We start from the raw sequence: 25563 nt of genomic DNA, 5'->3' as shown, positions 1-25563 counted from the left end.
CCTTATTCATGGCAAAGTTTTTTATCGATCGCCCGATCTTTGCTTGGGTGATCGCCATTGTCATCATGCTGGCCGGTGCGCTTTCGATTCTGAAGCTGCCGGTCTCGCAGTACCCGCCGATCGCACCGCCGTCCGTGCAGATCACCGCGACCTATCCGGGCGCTTCGGCGCAGACCGTGCAGGATACGGTCACGCAGGTGATCGAGCAGCAGATGAACGGTATCGATCACCTTGAGTACATGTCGTCGACGTCCGACGGCTCGGGTACCGCTCAGATCACGCTGACGTTCGCTCAGGGCACGAACCCGGACATCGCCCAGGTGCAGGTGCAGAACAAACTGCAACTCGCCACGCCGCTGCTGCCGCAGCAGGTGCAACAGCAGGGTATCAAGGTGGCGAAAGCGACCAAGAACTTCCTGCTGGTGATCGGCGCGTATTCCGATGACGGCAACATGACCGACATCGACCTGGCGAACTACATCGCAGCCAACGTGCAGGATCCGATCAGCCGTGTAAACGGTGTGGGTCAGGTTCAGCTGTTCGGTTCGCAGTACGCCATGCGCGTGTGGGTCGATCCGCAGAAGCTCAACGGCTACAACCTGACGGTCATCGACGTCTCGAACGCCATTCAATCTCAGAACGTGCAGATCTCGGCCGGTGAGCTGGGTGGCGCGCCTGCGGTGAAGGGCCAGCAGCTCAATGCGACTGTGACGGCGCAAAGCCGTCTGCAAACGCCGGAGCAGTTCCGCAAGATTCTGCTCAAGGTCAACAAGGACGGCTCGCAAGTGCGTCTGGGTGACGTGGCGCGCATCGAGCTGGGCGGCGAGTCGTATCAGGTGGTGGCACGTTACAACGGCAAGCCCGCCGCCGGTCTGGCGATTACGTTGGCGACCGGTGCGAACGCACTGCAAACGGCAACTGCCGTCAAGCAGGCGGTCACCGAGCTTGAGCCCTACTTCCCGCAGGGCATGAAGGTCGACTACCCGTACGACACCACGCCATTCGTGAAGATCTCGATCGAGGAAGTGATCAAGACCCTCATCGAAGGTATCGTGCTCGTGTTCCTCGTGATGTATCTGTTCCTGCAGAACCTGCGGGCAACGATCATCCCGACGATTGCGGTGCCGGTGGTGCTGCTCGGTACGTTCGGCATCATGGGGGCGGCAGGCTTCTCCATCAACACGCTTTCGATGTTCGGCCTTGTGCTGGCCATCGGTCTGCTCGTCGACGATGCCATTGTGGTGGTCGAAAACGTCGAGCGGGTGATGGCGGAAGAAGGGCTGAGTCCAAAAGAAGCGACGAAGAAGGCGATGGATCAGATCGTCGGCGCGCTGGTGGGTGTGGCGCTCGTGCTCTCGGCCGTGTTCGTGCCGATGGCATTCTTCGGCGGCTCGACCGGTGCTATCTATCGTCAGTTCTCGCTGACCATCGTGGCGGCCATGGCGTTGTCGGTGCTCGTGGCTATCGTGCTCACGCCGGCCATGTGCGCAACGATCCTCAAGCCGATCAAGAAGGGTGAGGTTCACGAGAAGCGCGGCTTCTTCGGTTGGTTCAACCGCAAGTTCGACAGCGGCTCGAAGGCCTATCAGGGGCAGGTGGAGCGCTTGCTCAAGCGCACCACGCCGCTCGTGATCGTCTATGTGGTGATCGTGGCGGTCGTCGGCTTCCTGTTCGTGCGCATGCCGACCGCGTTCTTGCCGGACGAAGACCAGGGCTACTTCTTCAACCTCGTGCAATTGCCGCCGGGCGCGACGCAGGAGCGTACGCTCGACGTCATGAAGCAGGTCGAGAAGCATTACCTGGAGAAGGAAAAAGACTCGGTTCGTTCGATCTTCACGGTGACGGGCTTCGGCTTTAACGGCCGTGGTCAGAACGTGGGCCTGGCGTTCACGATGATGAAGCCGTGGGAAGACCGCCAGGCATCCGACCTGAAGGTGCAGGCCGTGATTGCGCGTTCCTACCAGGCGTTCGCCAGCGTGAAGGACGCCATGATCTTCGCGATCAACCCGCCGTCGGTGCCGGAACTCGGTAACGCGGGCGGTATTGACTTCGAGTTGCAGGATCGTGCAGGTCTGGGTCACGACGCCCTGATGGCCGCCCGTAATCAGATGCTGGGCATGGCGGCGAAGAACCCGAATCTGGCGAACATGCGCCCGAACGGTCTGGACGACACGCCGCAGTACAAGGTCGACGTCGACGAAGAAAAGGCCGCGGCACTGGGTCTGTCGATTGCCGACGTGTATCAGACGTTGTCGGCATCGTGGGGCTCGTCGTACGTGAACGACTTCATCGACCGCGGTCGTGTGAAGAAGGTGTACGTGATGGCGGAACCGAAGGACCGGATGCTGCCGCAGGACATCAACAAGCTCTACGTGCGTAACAGCAGCGGGACGATGGTGCCGTTCTCGGCCTTCGCCACGGGCAAGTGGACGTACGGCTCGCCGCGTCTGGAACGCTACAACGGTGTGCCTGCCGTGGAAATTCAGGGTATGCCTGCACCGGGCAAGTCGTCGGGCGACGCGATGAAGGCAGTGGAAGAAATCGCGAAGCAACTCCCGCCGGGTATCGGTCTGGAGTGGACGGGGCTGTCGTTCGAAGAGCGTATTTCGGGCTCGCAGGCCCCGGCGCTGTATGCGATCTCCATCCTGATCGTGTTCTTGTGTCTGGCCGCGTTGTACGAAAGCTGGTCGATCCCGTTCTCGGTGATTCTGGTGGTGCCGCTGGGCGTGTTGGGTGCACTATTGGCCGCCACGTTGCGCGGGTTGTCCAACGACGTGTACTTCCAGGTGGGTCTGCTCACCACGGTGGGTCTGTCGGCGAAGAACGCAATTCTGATCGTGGAATTCGCCAAGGATCTGCAGGAGCAGGGCCGCACGCTGATGGAAGCGACGATGGAAGCCGTGCGACTGCGTCTGCGACCGATTTTGATGACGTCGATGGCGTTCATTCTCGGTGTGCTGCCGCTGGCGATCTCCAACGGTGCCGGCTCGGCTTCGCAGCACGCCATCGGTACCGGCGTGATCGGCGGTATGCTGGCCGCGACGTTCCTCGCGATTTACTACGTGCCGGTCTTCTTCGTGCTGGTGCGTAAGCGCTTCGCCCATGAGGATCTGGACACGGTGGAGCATCCGGAAGCGCGTCATGAGAACCCGGACGCAACCAACGGTCCCGCCAAGGAAGGAAACTGACCTATGAAGCACAAAGCATTGCCGATTGCCTTGGCGGCAGCGTTCCTGGCAGGCTGTACCCTTGCGCCGCACTATGAGCGGCCCGAGGCACCGGTCGCCACCTCGTTCCCCACGGGCCCGGCTTACAAGACGCCCGGCGCGGCGAACCAGAACGGTGCCGCTGACAGCAATGTCGTGGCCGCCGATCTGGGATGGCGAGATTTCTTCGCCGATCCGCGTCTGCAAAAGCTGATCGAGATCGCGTTGGAGAACAACCGCGATCTGCGTGTCTCGATGCTCAACGTCGAAGCCGCACGTGCGCAGTACCAGATCCAGCGCTCGGCGCTGCTGCCCTCGGTGGGGGCGGCAGGTCAGGCGTCGGTTCAGCGCTCGCCGGCGGATCTGTCGTCGTCGGGGCGTGCGGGGATCAGCCGCAGCTATCAGGTCGGCGTGGGTTTCACGTCGTACGAACTCGATTTGTTCGGTCGCATCCAGAGCCTGAAGGATCAGGCATTGGAGTCGTACCTGGCGAGCGAGGACACGGCCAAGGCGGCGCATATCACGCTCGTCTCGGAAGTGGCGACGGCATACCTCACGTGGCTGGCCGATCAGGAGCTGCTCAAGCTCACGTCGGACACGCTCAAGAGCCAGCAATCGTCGTATAACCTGACCAAGCGCAGTTTCGACGTGGGCACAGCCTCCGGGCTGGATCTGCGTCAGGCGCAAACGCCGGTCGATACGGCGCGTGCGAACTTCGCGCAGTACACGCGTCAGGTGGCGCAGGACGAAAACGCGCTGGCGCTGCTCATCGGCCAGCCGTTGCCGGCCGATTTGCCGCCGGCACGTCCGCTCGACGGGCAGGGTCTGCTGGCCGATCTGCCTGCCGGGCTGCCGTCGGACTTGCTGCTGCGTCGCCCCGACGTGACGGCTGCCGAGCACACGCTCAAGGGTGCCAACGCGAACATCGGTGCAGCACGTGCAGCGTTCTTCCCGTCGATTTCGTTGACGGCGAATGCTGGCACGGCGAGCGCATCGCTGAGCAATCTGTTCAAGGGCGGGCAGGGCGCATGGTCGTTCGCACCGACCATCACGCTGCCGATTTTCGCGGGCGGGCAGAACATCGCCAACCTCGATCTGGCCAAGGTGCAGAAGCGCATCGAGATCGCCAACTACGAGAAGGCGATTCAGACGGCGTTCCGCGAAGTGTCGGACGGCCTGGCTGCACGCGGCACGTTGGACGATCAGATTGCGGCGCAGGAATCGCTCGTGAAGGCGAGCGACGAGAGCTACAAACTCTCGGACCTGCGCTACCGCAATGGCGTCGACAGCTATCTGAACGCATTGGTCGCGCAACGCTCGCTGTACTCGTCGCAGCAAACGCTGATCGCGACGCGTCTGGCGCGCTGGACCAACCTCGTCACGCTGTACAAGGCGATGGGCGGCGGTTGGGAAGAACGCTCGGTGCCTGCGAATGCAGGTGCCGCGTCGGCGGCCTCTGCGTCGTGACGTAAGGTTCGATGATCGAGAAAAAACGCCCGGCGATGCCGGGCGTTTTTCATTGAGGCGTACGGTACGTCGTGATCGTTTCGTAACAATCCACTCAGTTCCCGAGAGGTTTAGACGCGGGGTTCTACGCTGGCCCCTACCTTGCGTAGGCCTTCATCGCTATCCTTGTTCGCGTTGTATTCGCAACATCCCGAGCGTCGACGCATGCGCTGCATTTGATTTGGCGGACATTGCCCAGTTATCGCTCGGGTCACATATAAGCTGACTGTTTTTCCAGGGAGAGACACCATGAGCGATCTTCAAGCCCGCTTCGACGAGGCGGTAGCCCAATCCAAGACGCTGCCCGAACGCCCCGACAATCTGACGCTGCTGCGCATCTACGCGCTGTTCAAGCAAGGTACGGAAGGCGACGTTTCCGGCTCCCGCCCCGGTGCGATGGATTTCGTCGCCCGCGCTAAATTCGATGCCTGGGAAATGCTCAAGGGCAAATCGAAGGAAGAAGTGCAAACGGCCTACGTCGAACTCATCGATTCCCTCAAGGCGTGATGACGGTGCATGGCGCGTTGGCGGTGTGCGATATGCCATAGGCGAGCATCGATGAGAAGAGAGACGGCGACCTCGGTCGCCGTTTTTTTTTGTGCGGGGGATGTGACATGTGTGAAAAGCGAGGTGGCGCATAACGGGGTGGGTTTTGCGGTGTTGTCCGATTGGTCGGGAGATGGCGATGCGCGACGATGGACACGTCAGCAACTAGCCATCAACGAGCTGAGGAATCGCACCATGCAACAGGATCGTCATCACATGCTGCAACGCATCGGGCATCACACGTCACGCGATGTACAGGTGAATCGTGTGCGCGCATCGTCCCCGCCGACACCACCGAGACCGCATTCGCCGCACGTTCGTTGTTGCCGCGTGATGCGAGGGGCGGCGCTGCTCGACGTCTTGTTCACGATGACCGCGCTCGTCGCCGGTGCGCAGGGTTTCGCACACTGGCAAGCGGCGGGCGGCGTATCGTCGGCCACAGGGACTGCTGCGCACAGCGTGGTAACAACCGCATTGCCTTCGCCTGCGACGCACGCCCTCATGGCTGTCGACCGTCAGCCATGACGACACCGCCAATGATTTGTCGTCTACCGGCATGCAAACGTCGCATGCACGGCTTTACCCTGCTTGAATGGGTGATCGCCATGCCGCTGGGGCTGCTGATCGTGATGGCTGCGACGGCGATCTACCTCGCGGGCATTCGACTGTGGCGTGTGCAGGCAGAACGATACGAGGTGAACGAGCGTGCCGCCTTCGCGCTGAACCAACTCACGCGTGCTGTCGGCATGGCCGGATATCGAAACTGGGATCCGTTGGAAGGCCCGATCCTCAACGCAGATCGATCTGTTCAACCCGGGCTAGGCGATTGGCCTTCACTGCGAGCTAGTGCCGAATGCGCAAGCACGGTCGACACCTGCCCGAAGCGAGGCTGGCAGGGCAGCACGATGCTGGAAGTGCAGTACCACGGTGCGGGTTTCGGAGACGAAAGCAGCAATGGCAACGGCGCGATACAGAACTGCGGCGGGGCAAGCGTCAGGGCGCGAAGCGATGGTGACGACCGTAACGTCAGTGCGTTCTACGTCGACAAAGGCGAAGACGGTGTCCCTTCGCTGTTCTGTCGGTACGGCGACCGGGGATACAAGATCACGACGCTGCGTCCTGCGCAGGTGCTGGTCATCGGTGTCGAAGCGATGTATATCCGGCTAGGCGTGCGCGCAGGGGCAAACGGAAACGGACCATTGCAATGGATGACACCGGTGAAGAGCGCGCGACGCAAACCACCCAGTGCGCCCGCAGGGTCCGGTGGCTGGGAGAACGTGAGTGCCGTGGCATTTTCGCTCGTGTTAAGGGGCGCACCACGACGTGGAGGAAAACAGCATGCGGGCCGGACGGTCGAAGTCTTCGATGCGACGTCCGGTGGTCGCGAGTACAAGTGGCTGACCAATGCCGGTGACGTCCATTTGCATGTGTTCACTGTGGTGGCCTACCGGCGCAACGATGGCGGTATTCGCGAGGAGGCGAAATGGTTGGTGTCTTCATCGTGATGTGGCTCGCGGCTCTGATGGCGCTGGCGGCCTCAGGGATGCAGCATCGTGAACTGGCGACCCGCTTCATCGCGTACACGAACGATAGAGTGTTCGCTTTCGGCGCGGCACACGATGCACTCCGGGCGGCCCGCGAGCGATTGGTCGACGGTGCTGAGGCGCCCGATATCGCCGAACCATACGAATTCGACGAGGGGCCGCACGGTGTTATCGGTGCGCGCTATCGAGACGGAAGCCGCGAGCCCAATCAAATGGCTAACTGGGTTGGGATTGGCTGGAACGATGTGCGCGTCGTTTCTGTGAACAGTGCGCGGTACTTCATCGAGCGAATCGCGTTCACCGAGTATTTGCCGGACGCGCACGCGGCGAAGGCGGCAAGGGAGTCGCTCGTGCGCCGCTACCGTGTGAGTGCGATGGGATGCGGCAAGTTGCCCGGGACACGGGTCTTCCTGCAAGCGATATATGAGGTTCGCGCGTCTCGCGGACGCAAGGCTGCGGGAGGAGCTGCGCCGATCTCGTTCTCGTCGCGCAGGTTGAACTGGCGCGAAGTCGCGACCTGGCACGACAGCGCGATAACGACGCATATGCCAGGCGCTAGACGTGAGCATTGCGATGCGTGATGGGAGCGGCGTGTCGCGACGGCGCGATAGGCGCGATAGGCGCGAGGCACGGCCGATGCGTGGCGTCACGCTGATCGAATGCCTTGTGGCGATGGCGGTGCTTGCGGTTGCGTTGTTTGCTGTCGCGCCGTCGATCGAGGCGGTGCGGCGTCGTGTGGCGGTGGAGACGACGGCGCGCGCATTTCTGGCGACCATGCAAGCGGCGCGCGCTGAGGCATTGGGGCGACAGCGGCGTATCGCGGTCGCGCCGCACGACGGCGTGAGTCTCAACAGTGGCTGGGTGACGTTTGTCGACGAGAACCGAAATCACCGGCTGGATGCGGGCGAGACGCTATTGGGGCGCCATGCGCCGCTGCCATCAGGCGTGCGTATCGAGGCGAGGTGGGGGCTGTATTACACGGAAGGGCTGGCGTTTGCCGAAAGCGGGTTCATCCGGACCGAGGCGCGCAAGTGGTTGTCGGGCACGGTGCGCATCGCAGGGCATGATCGACGCATCTGCATCACCATCAACGCCTACGGCCGCGCACGTGTCGCAAAGCGTTGCGAAGCGTAGGCGGCCGTATGGGCGAGGGGCGCGAGTGTGTGTCTGTGTAAGCGCAAACCGGACCCCGATGGCCAGCTTGCCGCGAATACCGTCATTACATCAACGGCGGGGAGCCGCGATCATTGTCTTTTGGGACTGCCGGTGATGGGGGCGTAGCGGAATTCGTGGAGGTCGCCCCGTTGGTCGAAGCGTCGGCTTGTGTCGACGATCCTTTCGTCGATTCTTGCCAGAGCTTGATGCCTTGCCACGCGAGCAAGCCGAGGCTGCCCCACTTGAGTCCGCGTCGGGCGATGCGTCCGACAGGCGTGTGGGAGAGGCCTGTGAGCGCAATCGACGCCACTGAGCTGACGAGCGGATAGCGTTCGAGCAGACCGCCGAGCTTGAGGCCGGAGTTGGCGAGGCCACCTAGACCGCCGAGTCCGGAGAAGCGGGCGAGACCACCGGGCAACAGGTAGCGAACCCAGCGGAAGTTGCGCAGGCGCTCGCGCGTCACATGCGACGCCTGAATCAGTTCGGCACGCTCGACGGCAATGCGCGTGAGCACGATCTCCTTGCGAATGGCGAGGAGTTCGTGACGGGAGCGTCGCGACTGGCGCGGGCGACGCGGTCGTTGAGGATGGTTCTGTTCCAGCGGCACGGGCGGGTCTCCTTCAGTCCGGACGCAAGGCGTCGCGGTCCTTTTCGAACTCGGCCAGTGTGGCTTCGAACGGCATCGGGGCATCGCGCAGAATGTTGCGCGCACGCATGGCGCACCAGCTCGCGAGCAAGAGATACACGACGAATATGCCGGTCATGGCCTGGAGGCGATAGGTGTCCCAGAAAATGACGATGACCAGCGCGGTCAGCGACACGAGGGCGAGAACACCGAAGAGCATTGCGGCAAGACCGAGAAACGCAACGCCCATCAGGCGTTCCTTCTCTTCGGTCAATTCGATGCCGATGAGTTCGATGCGCGACTGAAGGATCTCGAGCAACGCACCGGCGATGCGCCGCAGCGAAGGCCGCGGCGGGGTCGTGCGATCATTGTCGGTCATGGGCTGGACGGGGCGGCCCGCCCGACCCGTCGCACCGGTCAGGCAGGCTCCGCCTTTGGCAGAGTGGGCGAGAAAGTGACTTGTGCTGGTCGCGCTGACTGCGCGTATTCAGCGAGCTTACTTGCGGTTAAGCAGCAGGCCGATCACCACGCCAATACCGGCGGCGATGCCCACGGCTTGCCACGGATGATCGTGCACGTAGTCGTCAGTTGCGCGAGCGGCCTGCTTGCTCTTCTCAACCACGACGACCTGAACGTCGGAGGCCTTTTCCTTAGCTTGCTTGAGCAGGGTGAGGGCCTTGTCGCTCAGTTCGGAAGCACGCTCACCGGTCGTGTTGGCGGCTTGCTTGAGCAGGTCTTCGGCGTCGGCCAGTACGGATTTGATATCGGTCATGAACTTCTCCTTGTTGGTAGGCACTTGCGACATAGTCGTTACCCGTTTCTGGGAGGAAAATGCGGGGATCTGCGGCTGATATGGGGGTTATCGTACAGCTTTCAACGCGTCGTTGCCAGAAAACAACAGACAGGCTGCCGTATATTTCCAGAAATCATTTGGAACAAATTTTTTATTCGTTCTGACTAAGCTTAGCATCCTTTAGTCTTGTTCCCACTGAGTGAAAGGTTCTCAAGGAGACCGTAAATGACATTGCGTTTGGGTGATATCGCTCCCGACTTCGAGCAGGATTCGTCGATCGGCACGATCAAGTTTCACGAATTCCTCGGCGATGGCTGGGGTGTCCTTTTCTCGCACCCGGCCGACTACACGCCGGTGTGCACGACTGAACTGGGTCTGACTGCAAAACTCAAGGGCGAGTTCGAAAAACGTAACGTGAAAGCCATCGCCTTGTCGGTGGACGATGCGGAGTCGCACAAGGGCTGGATCAGCGACATCAACGAAACGCAGAACACCACGGTCAATTTCCCGATCCTGGCCGACGGCGATCGCAAGGTTTCGCAGCTGTACGACATGATTCACCCGAATGCCAGCGAAACCGTGACGGTGCGCTCGCTGTTCGTGATCGATCCGAAGAAGAAGGTGCGTCTGATCATCACTTACCCGGCAAGCACGGGGCGCAACTTCGATGAAATTCTGCGCGTCATCGATTCGCTCCAACTGACCGACAACTACTCGGTTGCTACGCCGGGTAACTGGAAGGATGGCGAAGACGTGGTGATCGTGCCGTCGCTCAAGGACGAGGCTGTGCTGAAGGAGAAATTCCCGAAGGGCTACAAGGCCGTGCGTCCGTACCTGCGCCTCACGCCGCAGCCGAACAAGTAATCGACGGGTGATGAATGGGCGGTTGCATATCGATGCGCCGCACATGCTGCATCACGAAACAAAAAGCCAGCTCGTATGAGCTGGCTTTTTTGTTGGGTACGCGCCGTCGCTCGTTGGATTGACGGCCCGCGACATGCGGCTCGAGAAACGACGCGTACCTAACAACGTTGCAAAGAAGTGGGCGCGATTTCGCGCCCACTTCTCAAACCTCCGGGAATCAGAAGAACGCCTGAATACCCGTCTGTGCGCGCCCCAGAATCAGGGCGTGGATGTCGTGCGTGCCTTCGTAGGTGTTGACCACTTCGAGGTTCACGAGATGGCGGGCGATGCCGAATTCGTCCGAGATGCCGTTACCGCCGAGCATGTCGCGGGCCAGACGCGCCACGTCGAGTGCCTTGCCGCACGAGTTGCGCTTCATGATCGAGGTGATCTCGACCGCGGCCGTGCCTTCGTCCTTCATGCGCCCCAGACGCAGGCAGCCTTGCAGGCCCAGCGTGATTTCCGTTTGCATGTCGGCCAGCTTCTTCTGAATCAATTGGTTGGCGGCGAGCGGACGGCCGAACTGTTGGCGATCGAGCACGTACTGACGTGCCATATGCCAGCAGAATTCGGCGGCGCCCAGTGCCCCCCAGGCGATGCCGTAGCGGGCCGAGTTCAGACACGTGAACGGACCCTTCAGGCCGGAGACGCCCGGCATCAGGTTCTCTTCCGGCACGAAGACCTGATCCATCACAATCTCGCCGGTGATGGACGCACGCAGGCCGACCTTGCCGTGAATCGCGGGGGCTGACAGACCCTTCCAGTCTTTTTCCAGAATGAAGCCGCGGATCTTCTCTTCGCCGTTTTCGTCGGCGAGCTTGCCCCAGACGACAAAGACGTCGGCGATGGGCGAATTCGTGATCCACATCTTGCTGCCGCTCAGCTCATAACCGCCGGCGACTTTCTTGGCGCGCGTGGTCATGCCCGCCGGGTCCGAACCGTGGTTCGGCTCGGTCAGACCGAAGCAGCCGATCCATTCGCCGCTGGCGAGCTTTGGCAGGTACTTCTGCTTCTGCGCTTCGCTGCCGAACTCATAGATCGGGACCATGACCAGAGACGACTGCACGGACATCATCGAGCGATAGCCCGAATCCACGCGCTCGACTTCGCGGGCGATCAGGCCGTAGGCCACATAGTTCAAACCGGGGCCGCCGTATTGTTCGGGGATCGTCGGGCCGAGCAGGCCGATCTCGCCCATCTCGCGAAAGATCGATGCGTCGGTACGCTCGTGACGGAACGCTTCGAGCACACGCGGTGCGAGCTTGTCGTTCGCATACGCAGCGGCTGCGTCGCGAATCATCCGCTCGTCGGTGGTGAGCTGCGCGTCGAGCAACAGCGGATCTTCCCAGTGAAACTGTGCATTGCCTGCCATGACCCATCTCCTCCAATCAACTTGACGAAAGTTCCGCAATGCGGAACAATGTTCTGAAATCGAAGTTAGTTTAACACTAAAATTTTTCGCCGGGCAACGGCCAGTGCATGCACTGGCCGAATCTGTTTGATCTTGTTCAATCCTGCTTGCCCGGTATGTTCAATGTGAGTGCGAAGTCGATGCGGAGTGCGCGATGGCTGTGATCAAAACGTCCCTGTCTGCCCTTACCGGTGCGCCGGCTCATGGTGTGTCGCCGTCGCACGACGAGCGCAAGTTCGTTACGGCGTTGGCGCGTGGCCTCGAACTGCTGCGCGCCTTCGGGCCGGACGACATGCTGCTCGGCAACCGCGATTTCGCGGCACGCACGGGCTTGCCGAAAGCAACAGTGAGCCGTCTGGCCTACACGCTCACCGAACTCGGCTACCTGCGCTACGACGCGGAGCTCGGCAAATATGCGCTGGACGCGGGCGTGCTGGCCCTCGGTTATGCCTTCCTGAACGGCACCGATATGCTGACGCTGGCGCGTCCTCATATGCGCGCGCTTGCCAGAGAAATGGGATGTTCGATCTCCCTCGGCTGTCGCGAGGGCGTGGACATGATGTATCTGGAGACGATTCGTAGCGACTCCGCGCATCTCACGCTTGGTCTTACAGCAGGCTCTCGTCTGTCGATGCTGACCAGTTCGATGGGGCGCGTCTACCTCGCGGCTATGTCGCCGACCGAGCGCGAGACGATGCTCTCGGATCTGCACGATGCCTACGACGCGAACCCCGCCGCACTACGCAACGTCGGCTGGGACGCACTGCAATCGGGCGTCGACAAAGGGATCGAATCGTACAAGCGGGAAGGGCTCTGCTACTCGTTTCGCGAGTGGCATGAAGGCGTCAACGCCGTTGCCGTGCCGCTTCGCGACATCCGGCAGAACCGTTGGCTCGCGATCAGCTGCAGCGGGCCGTCTTCTTCGATTCCGGATTCGGTGTTTCGGGAGGAGATCGGACCCCGATTGAAACAGTTGGCCGCTCGTCTTAGCGGAAACGCTTAATCGGTCTGTGGTCAATCGGGTTGGGTGTCGCCCGCGGCGCTCCACGACCTTTTAAGTCGCACCGCGGGCGACACCCAACCCGATTCGTCAGCGCTATCGATGCGACGACACCACGCGGTTAATAACCGTGCCGGGTTCTTGGACATCCGATGGCGGTGATTGTCCGGCCCCTGACGTAGCGACTTAAAAGGTCCTGGAGCGGAGTCAGGGGCCGGGCAAGCGCCGCTGCCCCGGGCGTGGGGCGAGGGCGCTAAGCGCTTCTATACGACGGTTTTCACAACACAACAAAAACACTCACAGCAACGTCCGCACGTGCCAAAGCTCGGGGAACAGCACGACGTCGAGCATCTTGCGCAGGTACGGCGCACCATTCGTGCCTCCGGTCCCTTGCTTGAAGCCGATGATGCGCTCGACCGTGGTCACGTGACGGAAGCGCCACTGACGGAAAGCGTCCTCGAGATCGACCAGTTCTTCGGCCATCTCGTATAGCTCCCAGTGTTGCGACGGGTTGCGATACACCTCAAGCCAAGCCGCTTCGACGGTCGTGTCGTGCGGCGTCGGCTTCGTCCAGTCGCGCTCCAGACGCTCCGGCGCAATCGCAAAGCCACGACGCGCGAGCAGACGCACCACTTCGTCATAGAACGACGGCGCGTTGAGCGCAGCTTCGACCTGCTGATACAGGTCCGGGCGATGCGAATGCGGCCCCAGCATCGCCGCATTCTTGTTGCCCAGCATGAACTCCAGAATGCGGTACTGATACGACTGGAAGCCCGACGAGCTACCCAGCGACGGACGCATCGACGAATACTCCGACGGCGTCATCGTCGCCAGCACGCTCCACGCCTGCACCAACTGCTCAAGAATGCGCGACACACGCGCCAGCATCTTGAACGCCGGCGGCAGTTCGTCGTTGTGAACGGCCGTGCGCGCAGCCTGCAACTCGTACAGCGCGAGTTTCATCCACAGTTCACTCGTCTGATGCTGAATGATGAACAGCATCTCGTTGTGATCGGTCGAGCGCGGATGCTGTGCATTCAGAATCGGATCGAGCGACAGGTAGTCGCCATAGCTCATGCTCTTCGAGAAATCGAGTTGGGCATCGTGCCACTGCGTGGCATTGGCGGACGTGCTGGCGGACGGGGAGGACGCGCCGCCGCTCGCTTCGCTCCCGTGCCCGAACGGGCACCCGCCCTGAGCGGGCGAGGCGGATGAAGAAGCGAGCGAGTCGGACGTCGGCGTCGTAGCCTTGGGGGACGGCTTGGTCATGCTGACAACTCCTTGCTCAGGTCACCGTGCCACGGCGATGGAACTCGGGCTTGTCCCACGAACCGGTGCTCAGCACGTCGCGCAGAATCTCGACCGAATCCCACACGTCGGCAAAGCTCGTGTACAGCGGCGTCATGCCGAAACGCATGATGCGCGGCTCGCGATAGTCGCCGATCACGCCGCGCGCAATCAGTGCCTGAATCACGGCGAAACCTTCCGGATGCTCGAAGCTCACCTGCGAACCACGCGACGCATGATCGCGCGGCGTCACCAGCGTCAACGGGAATTCGGCGCAACGCTCTTCGACCAGCTTGATGAACAGATCGGTCAGCGCGAGCGACTTGCGACGCAATGCGTCCATCGACGTCTGCGCAAAAATGTCCAGACCACATTGCACCAGCGACAGCGAGACGATCGGCTGCGTGCCGCACAGGTAACGGCCGATGCCGTCGTCCGGCGTGTACTCCGGCGTCATCGCGAACGGCGTGCGGTGGCCCCACCAGCCCGACAGCGGCTGCCAGAACGTGCCCTGATGCTTCTTGTTGACCCACACGAAAGCGGGCGAACCCGGGCCGCCATTCAGATACTTGTACGTGCAACCCACGGCGTAATCGGCGTCGGCACCGTTCAGATCGACCGGCACAGCGCCCGCCGAGTGGCACAGATCCCACACCGCCAGCGCGCCGCTCGCATGAATCTCGGCCGTGCGCGCCTTCATGTCGTACATCGCGCCGCTGCGGTAGTTCACGTGCGTGAGCAGCACCACGGCGACGTCGTCGCCCAGCGCGCTTTGCAGCTCGTCCGGCGAGTCGATCAGACGCAGCGAGTAACCGTCGTCGAGCAGACGCGTCAGCCCTTGCACGATGTACAGATCGGTCGGGAAGTTGCTGCGCTCGGAGATCACGACCTTGCGCTTGGGCGAACGCTCACGCTGCGCGTCGAGTGCGGCGGCCATCACCTTGAAGAGGTTGCTCGACGTGGTGTCCGTCACCACGACTTCGCCCTTGCCCGCACCGATGATCGGAGCAAGGTTGTCGCCGAGCGTGCGCGGCAGTGCGAACCAGTCGGCTTCGTTCCAGCTGCGGATAAGGCCCACGCCCCATTCGCCGGTAATCACTTCCTGCGCGCGCTTGGCCGACGCGATCGGACGCGCGCCCAGCGAGTTGCCATCGAGATAGATCACGTTCGGCGGCAGGTCGAACTGTGCGCGCAGAGGGGCAAGGGCATCGGCCGCGTCGAGGGCCAGACAATCGTTGCGAGAAGACGTCATGGTTTGCGTAGTTGAGTAATGAGTAAAAGCGTCGGATGAAAAAAGAAAATTGTGTGTGCCGCGATGCTCAGAGGGCGCGAAGCACTGCGCGCACCGGACTCGCATCGAGCCGCATGAATTTCAGCGGCAGCGCAATGAGTTCGTAATCTGCTGGCGTGATGGCGTCGAGTACCAGCCCTTCGAGGATCGCCATGCGATGCGCACGAATGCGGTGATGAGCGTCCATCGTCTTGCTCTGCTGCGGATCGAGCGAGGGCGTATCGATGCCCACGAGCTTCACGCCGTGCGACGCCAGCAAATCGATCGTCTCCGGTGCAACGGCGCAAAACTCGCTGTCCCAGCGCGAGACCGGCGCTTGCGTGTAAGTGCGCAAAAGCACGCGCGGCGGAACGTTGGCGAGGTGCGGCGCGACCATCTCGGGTGTGACGACCGGCGACGCCCCAATGCAATGGATCACCCGGCACCGCCCCAGATACGTCTGAAGGTCGACTTCGCCGATGCAAACGCCCGCGTCGTCGTAATGACGCGGCGCATCGGCATGCGCGCCGGTGTGTGGAGAGAGCGTGATGCGGCCGACGTTGACCGGGCAGCCGGGACCGATCTGCCACACGGCTTCCTCGGTCAGCGGCGTGTCGCCGGGCCATACGGGCGTGTCTGCGGACAAGGGCGCGCTGATGTCCCACACACGACGTTCGGTCGTGGTGGCCACTTCTGCGGTGTTGGCTGCTGTATTCGGAGCTTCCGGAGCGTTCGAAACGTTCATACGCAAGCGCTTGATAAGGCGCGTTTTGTGGAGGAAGAAATCCCAGATAGTGTAGGAAATTCTTCGCCGCAGGTGCTTGCGTATTCGAATGGCCGGGCAGCCCGAATTGAAATCAGGCAAACATTTACGCCGATTTCGCGGTGGATTCTTTTAAGTTTTGCGAATTTGATCGAATTCGATGCGAGTTCGCCTGAATTCGTCGGCGAGGTAATGCGAGGGGGATGAGTGAGCGCAGAGGGCGACTAGCATCGATGCGTCATCTGGTGGATGAGCTCGCGCAGCGCTTCCTTGAGTTGTGCCGACTGCGGCTCGCCGAATCGCGCGAGCACACTCGCCTCATGATGTCGCGCACCCGCCAGTAGCGGGGTGACGTGGGCGATGCCCGCGTCGGTGAGCGAGACCAGCGATTGTCGGCGGTCAGTGGCGCTCTCGCCCCGAACGACGTCGCCCGATGCTTCGAGCCGATCGATGACCTTGGTGACGGTCGGCTGCTTGGCGAGCACGATGTTTGCCAATTGATTGATGGTGCGCGCCTGCCCGTCGGACAACGTGGCCAGCACGCGCCATTCCAGCACGCCGAGCCCGGCGGCGGCCACTTCGCGGTGAAACTCGTCCGACACGAGCGCGCTCGCGCGGGCGAGCAGATACAGCAGATAGTCGTCGACGAACGGTGTGTCGGAGGAAGCCGGGGTGGCCGACCGCGCAGCGGACATGATGTACCTCAGCCCAGCGATTGCGGTTTGTGGAAGCTGCCTGCGTGGAAGATCAGCGGCATGCGCTCTGCCACGTCCGTATGCACGCCGCAACGCTCCACCTCACCCACGAAGATGACGTGATCGCCTTCGTCGTAACGGCTGCGGTTGTGGCATTCGAACCAGGCAAGCGCGCCGTCCAGCACCGGCGTGCCCGACGCCGACAGCGTGTACGGCACGCCCGCGAACCGGTCGCCCTTCATCGTCGCGAAGCGCTTGCAAAGATCGAGCTGATCGGCGGCGAGCACGTTCACGGCGTAATGTGTGTTGTCGCGGAAAACGGGCATGCTGCCCGCTCGCGTGGCAAGACTCCACAAGATGAGCGGCGGCGTGAGCGACACCGAATTGAACGAACTGGCGGTGATGCCGATGAGCGAGCCGTCGTCGGCCCGCGTGGTGATCACGGTGACACCGGTCGCAAATTGACCGAGCGCACTGCGAAAAGCTGCGCTGTCGAAATCAGGCGCCGAAGCGCGATTGGCGTTCACTTTCCCTGCACTCCCGTCCGGCTAATTTGATCGGGTTGATTTGTATGAATATTCATATACTATGGCACGAACAACAGATCGACAAGACGCGTGACGGCCAACGTTGCCCGGCAAGGGCGCAAGGGTCAGACGCTCAGGAGACGATATGCTGATCGAGCGAATCGAGCATAAGTGGATCGACGTATTTGCCGAGACCTTGCGGCGCTGCGACATACGACCCGGTGATGTGGTGGCGATTGTAGCTGAAACGCAATCCCGGCCTGTCAATGTGGAATTGGCGCAGTTGGCCGCCGAGGCGCTTGGCGCAAGGCCGTTCCGGCTGGTCGTACCCAGTGCGCGTGTCAGTGCGCCGGTGCCTGTGCGCTCGACCGGCGCAAGCGACGCGCTGGGGCAACTGGCCCCCGTCGTGGCCGCCCTCAAGGCGGCGACGCTCGTCGTCGACTGCACCGTCGAAGGCCTGTTACACGCCCCCGAACTGCCCGAGATTCTGGGCGGCGGCGCGCGCGTGCTGATGGTGTCCAACGAACATCCCGAGATTCTGGAGCGCTGCGCCACCGACCCGGCGCTGGAGCCGAAGGTGCGCGCCGCGATCAAGCGTTTGCGCAGTGCAGCAGAAATGCACGTGACGTCCGCTGCCGGTACCGATTTGCGCATCGGACTTCGCGACGCGCGTGTGGGGGGCGTCTGGGGCTGGTGCGCCAAACCGGGGCAGGTCGCGCATTGGCCTGGCGGCCTCGCGCTGGCGTTTCCCGCTGCGCATAGCGTCAACGGCCAGCTCGTGCTCGCACCGGGCGACATCAATCTCACCTTCAAACAATACTTGCGGGATCGCATCGCGCTTACCGTCGAGGACGACTATGTCGTGGCCATCGACGGAGAGGGCGTGGACGTCGATCTCATGCGCGACTACTTCGCCGCGTGGGGCGACCGCGAGGCGTACGCCGTGTCGCACGTCGGCTTCGGCCTGAACCCGCGCGCCCGCTGGGACGCACTCGCCTGCTACGACAAGCGCGATTGCAACGGCACGGAGCAGCGCGCCTTCGCAGGCAACTTCCTTTATTCGACGGGGGCCAACGAGGTCGCGGGACGCCACACGCTGGGTCACTTCGATCTGCCGCTGCGTAAATGCACGATCGCACTCGATGGCGACGTGGTTGTGCGCGAAGGGCAACTGCAAGGCGAATTCGCATCATGACGTCGCCCACGATGGCCGCGCCTGCCTGCCCTGCCTATCGCGAGTCCGGCGACGGCCCACTCACGCTCGTCCTGTTGCATGGTATCGGCGGCAACCGTCACGTGTGGCCCGGGCAGTTCGACACGTTCGTCGCCGCTGGTTACCGGGTCGTGGCGTGGGACATGCCGGGCTATGGGGACAGCGCGATGCCAGCCGAACCGACGATGGCGGCGCTTGCCGACAGCCTTCTCGTGTTGCTCGATACGTTGCGCTCGACGTCGCCTGCATCAGTCGCACCACGCTTTGTCCTGGTCGGACACAGCATGGGCGGCATGGTCGTGCAGGAACTGATGGCGCGCGGCGCACCCTCGACCTGCGACGTCGCTGGCCTCGTGCTGTGTGGCACGTCACCGGCATTCGGTAAGCCGGACGGCGACTTCCAGCGCGAGTTCGTGCGTCAGCGTACCGCGCCGCTCGACGCGGGCAAGACTCTGCGCGAGATGGCCGAAGCGATCGTGCCGGGCATGCTCGGCGAGCCTGATGACGTGACACGCGCGAGCGCACATGCACTGGCCGTCGACGCGATGGGCGCGCTCACGCCGCCCGCCTATCGCGCCGCGTTGCAGGCACTCGTCGGCTTCGAGCAGCGCGCGGCACTGATGCGTCTGAACGTGCCGGTGTTGCTGATCGCGGGCGAACACGACACCAACGCGCCGCCGAAAGTGATGGCGCGCATGGCTGAGTCGATTCCCGACGCGCGCTACGTCTGCCTGCCCGGCGCAGGCCACCTCATGAATCTGACACATCCGGCTGCCTTCGATGCCGAGGTGCGCACCTTCCTCGCAACGCTCTAGAACAAACATCAGGAGACAACCGTGGCCTATCAGCCTCCCTCGATCGTCGGCGAGCACTTCCCGCTCACGGACAAGCAGCGGCGCCTGCTGGCGCTGGCAGAACAGGTCGGCCGTGAATCGCTCGCCCCGCGCGCGGCGCGCTGGGACCGCGAAGCGTCGTTCCCGTTCGAGAACTACGACGACATGCGCGCCGCCGGTCTGTTGAAGTTGTGCATCCCGGAAGAAGACGGCGGGCTGGGCGCCGACTTCGCCACGTACATGATGGTGTCCGCCGAGCTGGGCCGTCATTGTGGTGCGACTGCGCTCACGTTCAACATGCACACCTGCTCGATGATGTGGACCGGCATTCTGTCCGACGATCTCGACATGACGCCCGAGCAACGCGCTGAACATGCGGGCTATCGCAAGCACCATTTCGAGCGTGTAATTCAGGACGGCGCGATCTACGCGCAGCCGTTCTCGGAAGGCAGCGCAGCGGCCGCAGGCAAAGCGCCGTTCGGCACCACGGCGACGAAGGTCGACGGCGGCTGGATGATCAACGGCCGCAAGATCTTTGCATCGCTCTCGGGCGCGGCGAACTACTACGGCGTGCTGTGTACGGAAGACAAGCCCGAGCTGTCGATGAAGGACACGTTCTACATCGCCGTGCCGGGCGATGCCCCTGGCGTGACCGTCACCGGCGACTGGGATCCGCTCGGCATGCGCGGCACCGTCTCGCGTACGCTGCTCTTCAAGGACGTGTTCGTCCCGGACGAACTGCAATTGATGCCACGCGGCGTCTACTATCAGGCTGCGAGCCGCTGGCCGCACATGTTCATGACGCTTGCGCCGACCTATATGGGGATCGCGCAGGCAGCGTACGACTTCACCGTCAAATATCTGCGCGGCGAAGCCGAAGGCATGGGTGCGCCGGTCAAGCGTCGCATGTATCCGACGAAACAGATCGCCGTCGCGCAAATGCACATCATGCTGGAGCAAACGCGCGCGCTGTTCCTGCGGGCCTTGCAGGACGGCCGTGCCGATCCGGGCAAGGAAGCCCGTCTGCGCGCGTATGCAGCGCAGTACACGATCATGGAGAATGCCAACGAGTTGTGCCGTCTCGCGATTCGCACGTGCGGCGGCCAGTCGATGCTCAAGACCTTGCCGCTCGAACGCATGTATCGCGATTCGCGTTGCGGCGCGCTGATGTTGCCGTGGACGGCCGAGCTGTGCCTCGACCGCATTGGCCGCGAAGCGTTGTACGAGCCGGGCGAGCGCGACGAGTAAGTTATCCGCGGGCGAGGCTTTCGCATCGCCCATCCGGAGTGCCGTGGTTCAGCGAATCGGCGAGGTTGCCAGGTGGCGATCGCCTCGCCGTCTCTCTTGTGACGGAGAAGAAGTTGACGCCTTTTGTAGAAGCGCTTGCCCGTCATGCGCGCGCCACGCCCAAACGGCTGGCGCTGCGCTGCGGTTTCGGTGACGAAGCCCTCACGACTGATTACGCCGCGTTATGGCGACGCGTGGAGCGCGTCGGCGGTCATCTGCGCGAGACGTGGCGCATTGCGCCGGGCGACCGCGTCGCCTGTCTCGGTCTGAACGACGAATTGCAACTGGCGCTGCTCTTTGCCTGCGCGCGCGCCGGTGCCATCTTTCTGCCGCTGAACTTCCGACTTGCCGTGCCGGAGCTGGCTGCCATCGTGCGTCATGCGGGCGTTCGCGTGCTGTGGTTCGACGCCACGCATCGCGACGCAGCACGTCAGATTCGTGACCTGCTCGAACAGGACGCCATCACCGATCTGCCGCCGCCAGCCATCGCGCCCATCGACGGCCTGATTGCGGTGCCGTCGGTCAAGCCGGTCGACTACCCGGACGTGCCTGCCGATGCCCCCGTGTTGCTGGCTTATACGTCCGGCACGACCGGCGAACCCAAGGGCGCGTTGCACACGCAGGCCGGGCTGCTGGCCAATGCCGAAGCGAGCTGGTGGTCGCACGATATGTGTGCCGACGATCACATTCTTTCGACACTGCCGATGTTTCACGTCGGCGGTCTGTGCATTCAGACGCTGCCCGCGTTGCTCTGCGGCGCGAGCGTCACCTTACATCCGCGCTTCGATCCGGCGGCGTGGCTCGCCGATGTCGCACGGCATCGTCCGACGCTCTCGCTGATGGTGCCCGCCACTCTGCGCGCGGTGCAAACGCACCCCGCGTGGGCGGCAAGCGATCTCTCGTCGCTGCGTGGTGTGATGGCGGGATCGAGCGTCGTGCCGATGTCCGCTATCGACGCCTTCCACGCACGCGGTATTCCGCTCGGGCAGGTGTATGGCGCAACGGAGACGGGGCCGGTGTCCATCGCGTTGCGATTCGGCGAGGCGAAGGCGCATCCCGGTGCGGTGGGGCGTGCGTGTCCGGGTGTGGAAGTGCGTTTGGTCGACCCGGCGGGGCAGGACGTGGCACTCGGCGACGTCGGCGAAATTCTCGTGCGGGCACCGAACGTGATGCGAGAGTACTGGCGTGCACCCGGTCACGTGTCGTTCGCCGACGGCTGGTTCCACTCCGGCGATCTGGCGCGCTTGCGTGAGGACGGTCACTTCGAAGTCGTCGGCCGCAGCAAGGACATGATCATCTCGGGCGGCGAGAACATCTATCCCGCCGAAATCGAAAACGCGCTGGTCGATTGCCCGGGCGTGCTCGAAGCATCGGTCGTCGGCGTGCCGGACGAACGCTGGGGCGAAGTTCCGGTGGCCGTGGTGGTGGCAACACCGCAAGCGGGTGCGACGCAGACCTCCGTACTCGATTTTCTCGGCACACGCATCGCACGCTTCAAACTGCCGCGACGCGTCGTCATTTTTGAGAACCTGCCCAAGAGCGCACTTGGGAAAGTGCAAAAACCGATTCTCATCGAGTGGCTATCGGACGCTGCGAATTCGCAAATGGCTACCAAGAGTCGCTAATCAGAAGCTTTATTCAAATCTTGCTTAAAAGCGCCAGATGCCTTGTCACACAAAGGCTCTGGCGTTTTTTTATGCCGAACTTCCGCGATGCATAAGGGAAAGTCCCTATGCGTAATCTCCCAATTTGTTACCATCCGGTGAGAATCACATTTTTTACTTTGGGAATTGCATCGCAAGATAGCGCCCATGTCGTCATCAGCGGCACAGCCTGCTGATTTTTTTGCTTTCTTTGGTTTTTGAAGACGATGGACACCACCGAAGCTCATTCGGTCTCCGAGCGCGTACTGCAAGTCCTCGTGACTGTAGCGCGTCATGGACGCCCGATCGCGGCACGCGAGATCGCCGCGCAAACGAGCCTGCCGCTCTCTACGGTTTACCGCCACCTCGTTCCGCTCAAGAAGTGGGGGCTGGTACAAGAGCACGCCCATGAGGCGCTCTACGAGCCGGGTCCGGTCGGCGTGCAGTTGGCGTGGGGTTTCGACCACAACTCGCATCTTGTGACTCAGGCACGTGAAGAGATCGACGCCCTCGTGCAGCGCACCGGGGAGACTGTCGGCCTGCTCGTCGCCGCCAACGGTCAGGTCGTCTGCCTCGACATGCACGAGAGCGAGCAATCGCTGCGTTGCTCGTTCGCGAAAGGCCGCGCGCACCCGCTGGTGCATGGCGCCTCGGCCAAGGCCTTGCTCTCCTTCCTGCCTCAGACCACCCGCGAGAATCTGATTGGCCGTCAACTGGCTGGCCAGCCGGTCGCGCAGGAGCGTTTGGCCGCGCAGATCGAAGAGATCCGCAAGCAACGCTATGCGGTGTCGGAGAGCGAAGTCGATTTCGGCGTCTGGGGCGTGTCGGCCCCGGTCTTTGCCGCGAAGGAACATCTGGAGGGCACCATCACGTTGATGGCGCCGGCCGTGCGTGTGGCGCAGCGCCACGAAGAGCTGATCCGCCTCACGGTGGCGGCAGCCGAGCGTATTTCGAATCGATTGCAGTACTTTTAACCGGTTTTTCCGAACCGAGACTACACGAAGGAGTACCAGATGAAATTGCGTCACATCCTGTTCACGATGGCGCTGGCCGTCACCTGCTCGAGCAAGGTCTTCGCTGCTGACGACGTGCTGCGTGTTGCCACCGACGCCACGTTCCCCCCGTTCGAATATGTGGATAACGGCAAGCGCACCGGCTTCGACGTCGAAATGATCGAAGCGCTGGGCAAGGCCATGGGTAAGAAGGTCGAGTGGACGGATATCGACTTCAAGGGTCTGATCCCGGCCGTGCTGTCCAAGCGTGTCGACGTGGCCGCATCGGCCATCTACATCACCGACGAACGCCTGAAGGCTGTGAACTTCACGCACCCGTACTACACCGGCGGTCTGGCCATCATGGTCAAGGCCGATAACACCAGCATCAAGGAACCGGCCGATCTGAACGGCAAGAAGGTGTCGGTGCAGGTCGGTACGAAGTCGGTGCAGTTCCTGACGGAGAACTACCCGAAGGTCTCGCGCGTGGAAGTCGAGAAGAACGACCAGATGTTCGAACTCGTGAAGATTGGTCGTGCCGACGCCGCAGTGACGGGCAAGCCGGCCGCGCTGCTGTACGCAAAGGCCAACCCGAGCGTCAAGGTGCTCGACAAGACCCTGACCATCGAGCGTTATGGCTTCGCACTGCGCAAGGACGACAAGGCGCTGACCGAAGAAATGAACAAGGCGCTGGAGAAGGTGCGTGCTGACGGCACCTACGCCGCGCTGGTGACGAAGTACTTCGGCACCTCGAAGTAAGTCGCGTCATTCGCATCACGTATTACCTAAGCAATACCGGGCGGGTTGGCCGTCACTTCTGCTGGAGTGACGTCGCTCGCCCAAGTAATAAAGCAATAGCGCAGTAGAGCAACTGACGGAGTACGCATGGAACTCGATTTTTCGCCGGTGTGGGCAAACTGGATGGACCTGGCGCGTGGCGCGCTCGTGACCGTCGAAGTCACCGCCTGCGCCCTGGCCCTCGGCTGTGTCCTGGGTTTGCTGGTCGGTATGGGCCGACTCAATCCGGCCAACCGCATTCGCTACGGCATCTGTACCGCTTACGTCACGTTCATTCGTGGCACGCCGCTGCTGGTGCAGCTCTTCATCCTGTTCTTTGGTCTGCCTCAGTTCAATATTCTGCTGCCGGCGTTCGTGTGCGGCGTGCTGGGTCTGGGCATCTATAGCGGTGCTTATGTCTCGGAAATCGTGCGTGGCGCCATCCAGTCGATCGAGCGCGGTCAGATGGAAGCCGCCCGCTCGCTCGGCATGCCTTACGGTCAGGCCATGCGCTCGGTGATTCTGCCGCAGGCAGTGGTGCGCATGATCCCGCCGCTGGGCAACGAATTCATCGCGCTGATCAAGAACTCCGCCCTTGTGTCGCTGCTCACGATTCATGACGTGATGCACGAAGGTCAGAAGATCATCAGCGTGTCGTATCGCTCGCTGGAAGTGTATCTGGCGATTGCTTTTGTTTATCTGATTCTGACCGGTGTCACCACGCTGCTGCTGCAGCGCGCCGAGAAGTCCCTGCGTGCCGGAGGTGCCGTGCAATGAGCGAAGTGAAGACAACCAACGGCGCCCCGATCCTCAAGATCGAAGGGCTGGGCAAGGCTTACGGCAGCCATCAGGTGCTCAAGGGCATCGACTTTGAAGTGCAGCCGCGTCAGGTCGTCGTGGTCATTGGCCCGAGCGGTTCGGGCAAGAGCACCTTCCTGCGTTGCTGCAACGGTCTTGAAACGGCTGAGCAGGGCACCATCGAGATCGTCGGCAAGAAGCTCGTAGATCACGGCAAGATGATGGGCGAGAACGCACTCAATCATTTGCGCACGGAAGTGGGCATGGTGTTCCAGTCGTTCAACCTGTTTCCGCATCTGACGGTGCTCGATAACGTGACGCTCGCACCGCGCAAGCTGCGCGGCATGAAGAGTGCCGACGCCGAAAAGCTCGCTCGCGAACTTCTCACCAAGGTGGGTCTCTCCGCGAAGGCGGACGTCTACCCGGGCACGCTGTCGGGTGGCCAGAAGCAGCGCGTGGCGATTGCCCGCGCGCTCGCCATGCAGCCGCAGGTCATGCTGTTCGACGAACCGACGTCGGCACTCGATCCGGAACTGGTCGGCGAAGTGCTGCAAGTCATGAAAGCGCTCGCGAACGACGGGATGACGATGCTCGTCGTCACGCACGAAATGGGCTTCGCTCGCGAAGTCGCCGACGTGGTGGTCGTGATGGATCAGGGCCGCATCATCGAAGCCGGCTCGCCGGAGCAGATTTTCACTGCGCCGCGCGAAGCGCGTACGCGTGAATTCCTGCAAGCGGTCATTTCGCGTTCGGCGTAACGACCTGGCGGCACCGGCAGCGCCGGTGCAA

The 25563-nt window shown here is 62.3% G+C and carries 26 protein-coding genes; 17 read left to right on the top strand and 9 right to left on the bottom strand.

Features of this window, described 5'->3' with window-relative positions; genetic code table 11:
* Positions 1 to 8 precede the first annotated feature (8 nt).
* From PAN31117_RS18170 to PAN31117_RS18145, 7 genes are all read left to right on the top strand, one after another.
* Positions 9 to 3188, top strand: a complete 3180-nt coding sequence (locus PAN31117_RS18170; RefSeq protein WP_150739436.1) for an efflux RND transporter permease subunit — start codon at positions 9 to 11, stop codon at positions 3186 to 3188.
* 3 nt (positions 3189 to 3191) lie between these two features.
* Positions 3192 to 4673: an AdeC/AdeK/OprM family multidrug efflux complex outer membrane factor gene (adeC, locus tag PAN31117_RS18165; protein ID WP_150739435.1), complete on the top strand. Its 1482-nt coding sequence runs from the start codon at positions 3192 to 3194 to the stop codon at positions 4671 to 4673.
* A 288-nt stretch (positions 4674 to 4961) separates the two neighbouring features.
* Positions 4962 to 5219 carry an acyl-CoA-binding protein gene (locus PAN31117_RS18160; protein WP_150665958.1) on the top strand — a complete coding sequence of 86 codons (258 nt, stop codon included), beginning with the start codon at positions 4962 to 4964 and terminating at the stop codon, positions 5217 to 5219.
* Between the two features lie 234 nt (positions 5220 to 5453).
* The gene (locus tag PAN31117_RS27195; RefSeq protein ID WP_174991018.1) at positions 5454 to 5783 is read left to right on the top strand and encodes a hypothetical protein; all 330 of its coding nucleotides are present in this window, start codon (positions 5454 to 5456) and stop codon (positions 5781 to 5783) included.
* Positions 5784 to 5827: 44 nt separating this feature from the next.
* A complete protein-coding gene (locus PAN31117_RS18155; RefSeq protein WP_174991017.1) occupies positions 5828 to 6763 on the top strand; it encodes a PilW family protein in 936 nt (311 codons plus the stop codon).
* Positions 6742 to 7383, top strand: a complete 642-nt coding sequence (locus PAN31117_RS18150) for a pilus assembly protein (RefSeq protein WP_150739433.1) — start codon at positions 6742 to 6744, stop codon at positions 7381 to 7383. Before PAN31117_RS18155 ends, PAN31117_RS18150 begins: the two co-directional genes overlap by 22 nt.
* A gap of 55 nt (positions 7384 to 7438) precedes the next feature.
* The gene (locus tag PAN31117_RS18145) at positions 7439 to 7936 is read left to right on the top strand and encodes a GspH/FimT family pseudopilin (protein ID WP_174991024.1); all 498 of its coding nucleotides are present in this window, start codon (positions 7439 to 7441) and stop codon (positions 7934 to 7936) included.
* A gap of 85 nt (positions 7937 to 8021) precedes the next feature.
* On the opposite strand, the gene PAN31117_RS18140 is transcribed toward PAN31117_RS18145, so the two are convergent.
* The 3 genes from PAN31117_RS18140 to PAN31117_RS18130 form a co-directional block, all read right to left on the bottom strand.
* The gene (locus tag PAN31117_RS18140) at positions 8022 to 8564 is read right to left on the bottom strand and encodes a DUF3318 domain-containing protein (RefSeq protein ID WP_174991016.1); all 543 of its coding nucleotides are present in this window, start codon (positions 8562 to 8564) and stop codon (positions 8022 to 8024) included.
* A gap of 13 nt (positions 8565 to 8577) precedes the next feature.
* Positions 8578 to 8961: a phage holin family protein gene (locus tag PAN31117_RS18135; RefSeq protein ID WP_150739430.1), complete on the bottom strand. Its 384-nt coding sequence runs from the start codon at positions 8959 to 8961 to the stop codon at positions 8578 to 8580.
* A gap of 117 nt (positions 8962 to 9078) precedes the next feature.
* A complete protein-coding gene (locus PAN31117_RS18130; RefSeq protein ID WP_150739429.1) occupies positions 9079 to 9387 on the bottom strand; it encodes an ElaB/YgaM/YqjD family protein in 309 nt (102 codons plus the stop codon).
* Between the two features lie 213 nt (positions 9388 to 9600).
* Here PAN31117_RS18130 and PAN31117_RS18125 point away from each other — a divergent pair, with 213 nt between their 5' ends.
* Positions 9601 to 10239 (top strand): peroxiredoxin, encoded by a 639-nt coding sequence (locus PAN31117_RS18125; protein WP_150577184.1) that lies wholly within the window; start codon positions 9601 to 9603, stop codon positions 10237 to 10239.
* Positions 10240 to 10456: 217 nt separating this feature from the next.
* On the opposite strand, the gene PAN31117_RS18120 is transcribed toward PAN31117_RS18125, so the two are convergent.
* Positions 10457 to 11650 (bottom strand): acyl-CoA dehydrogenase, encoded by a 1194-nt coding sequence (locus PAN31117_RS18120; RefSeq protein WP_039396682.1) that lies wholly within the window; start codon positions 11648 to 11650, stop codon positions 10457 to 10459.
* A gap of 193 nt (positions 11651 to 11843) precedes the next feature.
* Here PAN31117_RS18120 and PAN31117_RS18115 point away from each other — a divergent pair, with 193 nt between their 5' ends.
* The gene (locus tag PAN31117_RS18115; RefSeq protein ID WP_246189156.1) at positions 11844 to 12692 is read left to right on the top strand and encodes an IclR family transcriptional regulator; all 849 of its coding nucleotides are present in this window, start codon (positions 11844 to 11846) and stop codon (positions 12690 to 12692) included.
* Positions 12693 to 12986: 294 nt separating this feature from the next.
* Here the strand turns inward: PAN31117_RS18115 and kynA are convergent, their stop codons facing one another.
* From kynA to PAN31117_RS18090, 5 genes are all read right to left on the bottom strand, one after another.
* Positions 12987 to 13958 (bottom strand): tryptophan 2,3-dioxygenase, encoded by a 972-nt coding sequence (kynA, locus tag PAN31117_RS18110; RefSeq protein ID WP_246189155.1) that lies wholly within the window; start codon positions 13956 to 13958, stop codon positions 12987 to 12989.
* 16 nt (positions 13959 to 13974) lie between these two features.
* Positions 13975 to 15228, bottom strand: coding sequence for a kynureninase (kynU, locus tag PAN31117_RS18105; RefSeq protein WP_150739428.1), 1254 nt, complete (start codon positions 15226 to 15228; stop codon positions 13975 to 13977).
* Positions 15229 to 15295: 67 nt separating this feature from the next.
* The gene (gene kynB, locus PAN31117_RS18100) at positions 15296 to 15991 is read right to left on the bottom strand and encodes an arylformamidase (RefSeq protein ID WP_150739427.1); all 696 of its coding nucleotides are present in this window, start codon (positions 15989 to 15991) and stop codon (positions 15296 to 15298) included.
* 242 nt (positions 15992 to 16233) lie between these two features.
* Complete coding sequence (locus PAN31117_RS18095; protein ID WP_150739426.1) at positions 16234 to 16704, bottom strand: MarR family winged helix-turn-helix transcriptional regulator; 471 nt, start codon at positions 16702 to 16704, stop codon at positions 16234 to 16236.
* 8 nt (positions 16705 to 16712) lie between these two features.
* Complete coding sequence (locus tag PAN31117_RS18090) at positions 16713 to 17231, bottom strand: flavin reductase family protein (RefSeq protein WP_150739425.1); 519 nt, start codon at positions 17229 to 17231, stop codon at positions 16713 to 16715.
* A gap of 145 nt (positions 17232 to 17376) precedes the next feature.
* Here PAN31117_RS18090 and PAN31117_RS18085 point away from each other — a divergent pair, with 145 nt between their 5' ends.
* From PAN31117_RS18085 to PAN31117_RS18050, 8 genes are all read left to right on the top strand, one after another.
* Positions 17377 to 18426 carry a 2,5-dihydroxypyridine 5,6-dioxygenase NicX family protein gene (locus tag PAN31117_RS18085; RefSeq protein ID WP_150739424.1) on the top strand — a complete coding sequence of 350 codons (1050 nt, stop codon included), beginning with the start codon at positions 17377 to 17379 and terminating at the stop codon, positions 18424 to 18426.
* Positions 18423 to 19259, top strand: coding sequence for an alpha/beta fold hydrolase (locus tag PAN31117_RS18080; protein WP_150739423.1), 837 nt, complete (start codon positions 18423 to 18425; stop codon positions 19257 to 19259). The genes PAN31117_RS18085 and PAN31117_RS18080 overlap by 4 nt, the downstream gene beginning before the upstream one ends.
* 21 nt (positions 19260 to 19280) lie before the next feature.
* Positions 19281 to 20525: an acyl-CoA dehydrogenase family protein gene (locus tag PAN31117_RS18075; protein ID WP_052252558.1), complete on the top strand. Its 1245-nt coding sequence runs from the start codon at positions 19281 to 19283 to the stop codon at positions 20523 to 20525.
* A 113-nt stretch (positions 20526 to 20638) separates the two neighbouring features.
* Positions 20639 to 22189 (top strand): class I adenylate-forming enzyme family protein, encoded by a 1551-nt coding sequence (locus tag PAN31117_RS18070; RefSeq protein ID WP_150739422.1) that lies wholly within the window; start codon positions 20639 to 20641, stop codon positions 22187 to 22189.
* 245 nt (positions 22190 to 22434) lie between these two features.
* The gene (locus PAN31117_RS18065; protein WP_150739421.1) at positions 22435 to 23181 is read left to right on the top strand and encodes an IclR family transcriptional regulator; all 747 of its coding nucleotides are present in this window, start codon (positions 22435 to 22437) and stop codon (positions 23179 to 23181) included.
* Between the two features lie 39 nt (positions 23182 to 23220).
* Entirely contained in the window at positions 23221 to 23958 is a 738-nt protein-coding gene (locus PAN31117_RS18060; protein WP_150739420.1) for a transporter substrate-binding domain-containing protein, read from the top strand.
* Positions 23959 to 24084: 126 nt separating this feature from the next.
* On the top strand, positions 24085 to 24753 hold the full coding sequence (locus tag PAN31117_RS18055; RefSeq protein ID WP_150739419.1) for an amino acid ABC transporter permease: 669 nt from the start codon (positions 24085 to 24087) through the stop codon (positions 24751 to 24753).
* Positions 24750 to 25532, top strand: a complete 783-nt coding sequence (locus tag PAN31117_RS18050; RefSeq protein WP_039396706.1) for an amino acid ABC transporter ATP-binding protein — start codon at positions 24750 to 24752, stop codon at positions 25530 to 25532. The genes PAN31117_RS18055 and PAN31117_RS18050 overlap by 4 nt, the downstream gene beginning before the upstream one ends.
* Positions 25533 to 25563 lie beyond the last annotated feature (31 nt).

Origin of the sequence: Pandoraea anapnoica (assembly GCF_902459765.1) — a bacterium.
GTDB classification, from domain to species: Bacteria; Pseudomonadota; Gammaproteobacteria; order Burkholderiales; family Burkholderiaceae; genus Pandoraea; species Pandoraea anapnoica.
The sequence above is the reverse complement of the archived record's forward strand: the minus strand, read 5'-3'. Positions and strand labels throughout refer to the sequence as shown.